5 protein-coding genes are annotated in these 3,654 nt (G+C 63.2%); 3 read left to right on the top strand and 2 right to left on the bottom strand.

Annotation, left to right across the window (positions count from 1 at the left end; translation table 11 throughout):
- The coding region (locus tag FHD68_RS17955; protein ID WP_280115187.1) for an NAD(P)H-hydrate epimerase at positions 1-232 on the bottom strand (232 nt) is incomplete at its 3' end.
- Between the two features lie 155 nt (positions 233-387).
- Here FHD68_RS17955 and FHD68_RS17950 point away from each other — a divergent pair.
- The 3 genes from FHD68_RS17950 (at position 388) to FHD68_RS17940 (ending at position 2,652) form a co-directional block, all read left to right on the top strand.
- Positions 388-726 carry a P-II family nitrogen regulator gene (locus FHD68_RS17950; RefSeq protein WP_042248864.1) on the top strand — a complete coding sequence of 113 codons (339 nt, stop codon included), beginning with the start codon at positions 388-390 and terminating at the stop codon, positions 724-726.
- 75 nt (positions 727-801) lie between these two features.
- Positions 802-2,208, top strand: a complete 1,407-nt coding sequence (glnA, locus tag FHD68_RS17945; protein WP_127898569.1) for a type I glutamate--ammonia ligase — start codon at positions 802-804, stop codon at positions 2,206-2,208.
- Between the two features lie 177 nt (positions 2,209-2,385).
- On the top strand, positions 2,386-2,652 hold the full coding sequence (locus FHD68_RS17940) for a hypothetical protein (protein WP_139086453.1): 267 nt from the start codon (positions 2,386-2,388) through the stop codon (positions 2,650-2,652).
- A 272-nt stretch (positions 2,653-2,924) separates the two neighbouring features.
- Here FHD68_RS17940 and FHD68_RS17935 read toward each other — a convergent pair.
- Positions 2,925-3,654 (bottom strand): IS110 family RNA-guided transposase (locus FHD68_RS17935; RefSeq protein ID WP_139086451.1); only part of this gene is annotated, 730 nt, incomplete at its 5' end.

Raw genomic sequence — 3,654 nt, 5'->3', positions numbered from 1 at the left:
AGCCCGCCTGCGCCAGCGCGCGCGCCACGACAAAGCCGTCGCTGCCATTCGCGCCCGGCCCGCACAGGACGACCGCCCGCCCCGGACGCGGCCAGCGCAGGCGGATCTGGCCCGCGACGGCACGTCCCGCGCGGGTCATCAGGTTCAGCCCGGACGTCACGCCGCTGCCTATCGCCGCGGATTCGATGGCGCGCATTTGAGCGACGGTGACGATTTCACTGCCTTCCATCATGGTCGATGATTAATCCTTGGGCTGAATGGTGAAATATTAGGCATACGAGCCGGACAAACGGCTTGGGGGCTTCCAAGATCATGCTGCTGCATTTACGCGGTTCATCAAACGCGCCAATCAGTCTTCAGGCAAGCCGCGAGGAAGGGTCTATTGCGATGAAGAAGATCGAGGCGATCATCAAGCCGTTCAAGCTGGACGATGTCAAAGAGGCGCTGCAGGAAGTCGGCGTGCAGGGTCTTTCCGTGACCGAGGTCAAGGGTTTCGGTCGTCAGAAGGGCCATACCGAACTGTATCGCGGCGCTGAATATGTCGTCGACTTCCTGCCCAAGGTGAAGATCGAGATGGTGCTGCCCGACGATCAGGTCGATGCCGCCATCGAGGCGATCGTCGCCGCCGCGCGCACCGAGAAGATCGGCGACGGCAAGATCTTCGTCTTGCCCGTCGAACAGGCGATCCGCATCCGGACCGGAGAGACGGGCGACGACGCCGTCTGATCGACCGAAGTTACACAGGCCTTCGCGCCCGGCAGGCCCAGGCCGCCGGGCCGCATCTACGAAGAAAGGGAAGAGATGCAAATCAAGGATGTCTTGAAGCTGATCGAGGACGAGGATGTCGCCTATGTCGACGTTCGCTTCACCGACCCCAAAGGCAAGCTGCAGCACGTGACGCTGGACCGCGACCTGGTCGACGAGGACTTCTTCGAGGAAGGCTTTATGTTTGACGGCAGCTCGATCGCGGGCTGGAAGTCGATCGACCAGTCGGACATGAAGCTGATCCTGGACCCCGCCTCGGTCTATATCGATCCGTTCTATGCCGAAAAGACGCTGTGCGTGCATTGCAACGTGGTCGAGCCCGACACGAACGAGCCCTATTCGCGCGACCCGCGCGGCACCGCCGCCAAGGCCGAGGCCTATCTGAAGGCGTCGGGCATCGGTGATGCGGCCTATTTCGGACCCGAGGCCGAATTCTTCATCTTCGACGACGTGCGCTATTCGGTGACGCCGCAGAAGGTGTCGTTCCAGATCGACGCGGTCGACGCCGCTTGGAACACCGACACCGAATACGAGATGGGCAACACCGGTCACCGCGCGGCCCACAAGGGCGGCTATTTCCCGGTCAACCCCGTCGACACCGCCCAGGACATCCGCGGCGAGATGCTGTCCACCATGAAGCGCATGGGCATGCGCGTCGACAAGCATCACCACGAGGTCGCGACCTGCCAGCACGAGCTGGGCCTGATCTTCGGTGGTCTGGTCGAGCAGGCCGACAACATCCAGAAATACAAGTACGTCATCCACAACGTGGCCCATGCCTATGGCAAGTCGGTCACCTTCATGCCCAAGCCCATGAAGGGCGACAACGGGTCGGGGATGCACGTCAACATGTCGATCTGGAAGGACGGCAAGCCGCTGTTCTCGGGTGACAAATATGCGGACCTGTCGCAGGAGGCGCTGTACTTCATCGGCGGCATCCTGAAGCATGCCAAGGCGCTGAACGCGCTGACCAACCCGTCGACCAACAGCTACAAGCGCCTGATCCCGGGCTTCGAGGCCCCCGTGCTGCGCGCGTTCTCGGCCCGCAACCGCTCGGGCTGCGTCCGGATCCCGTGGACGGAGAGCCCCAAGGCCAAGCGCGTCGAAGCGCGTTTCCCCGACCCCTCGGCCAACCCGTACCTGTGCTTTGCGGCGCTGCTGATGGCGGGCCTGGACGGCATCAAGAACAAGATCGATCCGGGCCCGGCCTCGGACAAGGATCTCTACGATCTGCCGCCCGAGGAGCTGGCCGAGATCCCGACCGTCTGCGGGTCCCTGCGCGAGGCGCTGGAGGAGCTGGAGAAGGACATGGACTTCCTGCTGCAGGGCGACGTGTTCACCCGCGACCAGCTGGAAGGCTATATCGCGCTGAAATGGGAAGAGGTCTATGCCTACGAGCATACCCCCCATCCCATCGAATACGCGATGTATTACAGCTGCTGATCCCGTCCGCGGATCAGATCGGAGGGCGGTCCTGCGGGGCCGCCCCTTTCTCATGCGATCACGACGTCCACACGGAACGACACGGTTTGGTGAGTGGGTGTCACGAAAGTCGGTTTCCGGCGTGTCTGTAAGCATGGATCGACACGGTCCACCCACATGACACCCAGGAGAGACATGATGAAACGTCTTGTTGCCGCCGCCACCACCGCCGCCCTGATGGCGCTGTCCGCACTGCCCGCCGCCGCCGGCCTGGCGGGCATGAGCGAACGCCCCGATTTCGCGCCCGCGCCCATGGCGCAGGTCATGGTCGAACGTCGCGCAGGTGATCTGTTCACCGCCCGCGAACTGGGCCAGCGCAACCTGATGGCCGACGATGTCGTGTCCGTCACGCTGCTGCCGTCGGCCGGTGACGCAGCCATGCGGTCCAGCCGTCACGACAGCTGATCGTCGTCAGCGTTGCAAAACGTATGGTCCGCCCCGTCTGCAAGCGGCAATTTTTGATAACATGATCAGTCTGCACAAACGTATCCGGCATGTCGGCACAAAGGCCGCCGCCAAGATGGAGATCCGCGCGTCACAATCCTCATAAAGGGGCCGGCCTCGGTGGGCCATTTTGCGCCGGAGGTTTTTGCAACGCCGATCAACTGTCAGGCCATCTTCCTTTCACCACTCGCAGCTCGTTGCGCCCGGCTGTGTTCAAGACGGGCGCGTGTTCCTCAACCGGCCGCCTGCGGCACGGCTTCATAATTTCGCCCGTGCCGCAGAAGCGCCCAGACAGTGCGGGCCATCTTCGCCGCAAGGGCGACAACAGCGATGTTGGGATGGGTGCGCACAAGCAGCGCACGCAGCCAGGCGCCTATTGCTGTATTCGCCTTCGCCAATGTTGGCATGGCAGATCGCGCGCCTTGGATCAGCATCTTGCGCAGGTATCGACTGCCGCGCTTTGTGATCCCGAGCAGCTTTGGTTTGCCGCCTGTTGTCGCCTGCCTCGGCACCAGACCCAGCCAGGCGGCCAGATCGCGTCCTTTCGTGAATGTCGCGGCGTTGCCGACAGCGGCGACCAATGCGGTGGCGTTCAGCGCACCGATGCCCGGAATGCTTGTCAGCCGCCGTGCTCGCTCATCGGTCCGAGCCATGGCCGAGAACTCGGCGTCAAAAGCGGCAATGCGGCGGCCAAGCTCGTCCCACCGCGTGCGCATGTCGCCGAGCAGGAAAGCCATGCGGGCACTGAGGCTGCACGTGGCGGGGTCCAGCAGGTCAGCGAGCAAGTGACGCAACCGGGCATGGCCCTGTGCCGCAACATGTCCCCGTTCCAGCAGAAGGCTCCTGATTTGGTTGGTCAGCGACGTGCGTTCTCCGACCAGCCGATCCCGCACCCGATGCAGCGTCTGGACGTCGAGCTGCTCCTCGCTCTTGAGTTCGACAAAGCGCATGGTGGGACGGGTT

The sequence above is a fragment of the Paracoccus marcusii genome (assembly GCF_006151785.1).
Lineage (GTDB): Bacteria > Pseudomonadota > Alphaproteobacteria > Rhodobacterales > Rhodobacteraceae > Paracoccus > Paracoccus marcusii.
This window is presented reverse-complemented; position numbering and strand designations above follow the sequence as displayed.

What these genes read in the sequence shown, in the direction of transcription:
- FHD68_RS17950 (WP_042248864.1), top strand. Translation starts at nt 388, where the DNA reads ATGAAGAAGATCGAGGCGATCATCAAGCCGTTCAAGCTGGACGATGTC.
- FHD68_RS17940 (WP_139086453.1), top strand. Translation starts at nt 2,386, where the DNA reads ATGAAACGTCTTGTTGCCGCCGCCACCACCGCCGCCCTGATGGCGCTG.
- glnA (WP_127898569.1), top strand. Translation starts at nt 802, where the DNA reads ATGCAAATCAAGGATGTCTTGAAGCTGATCGAGGACGAGGATGTCGCC.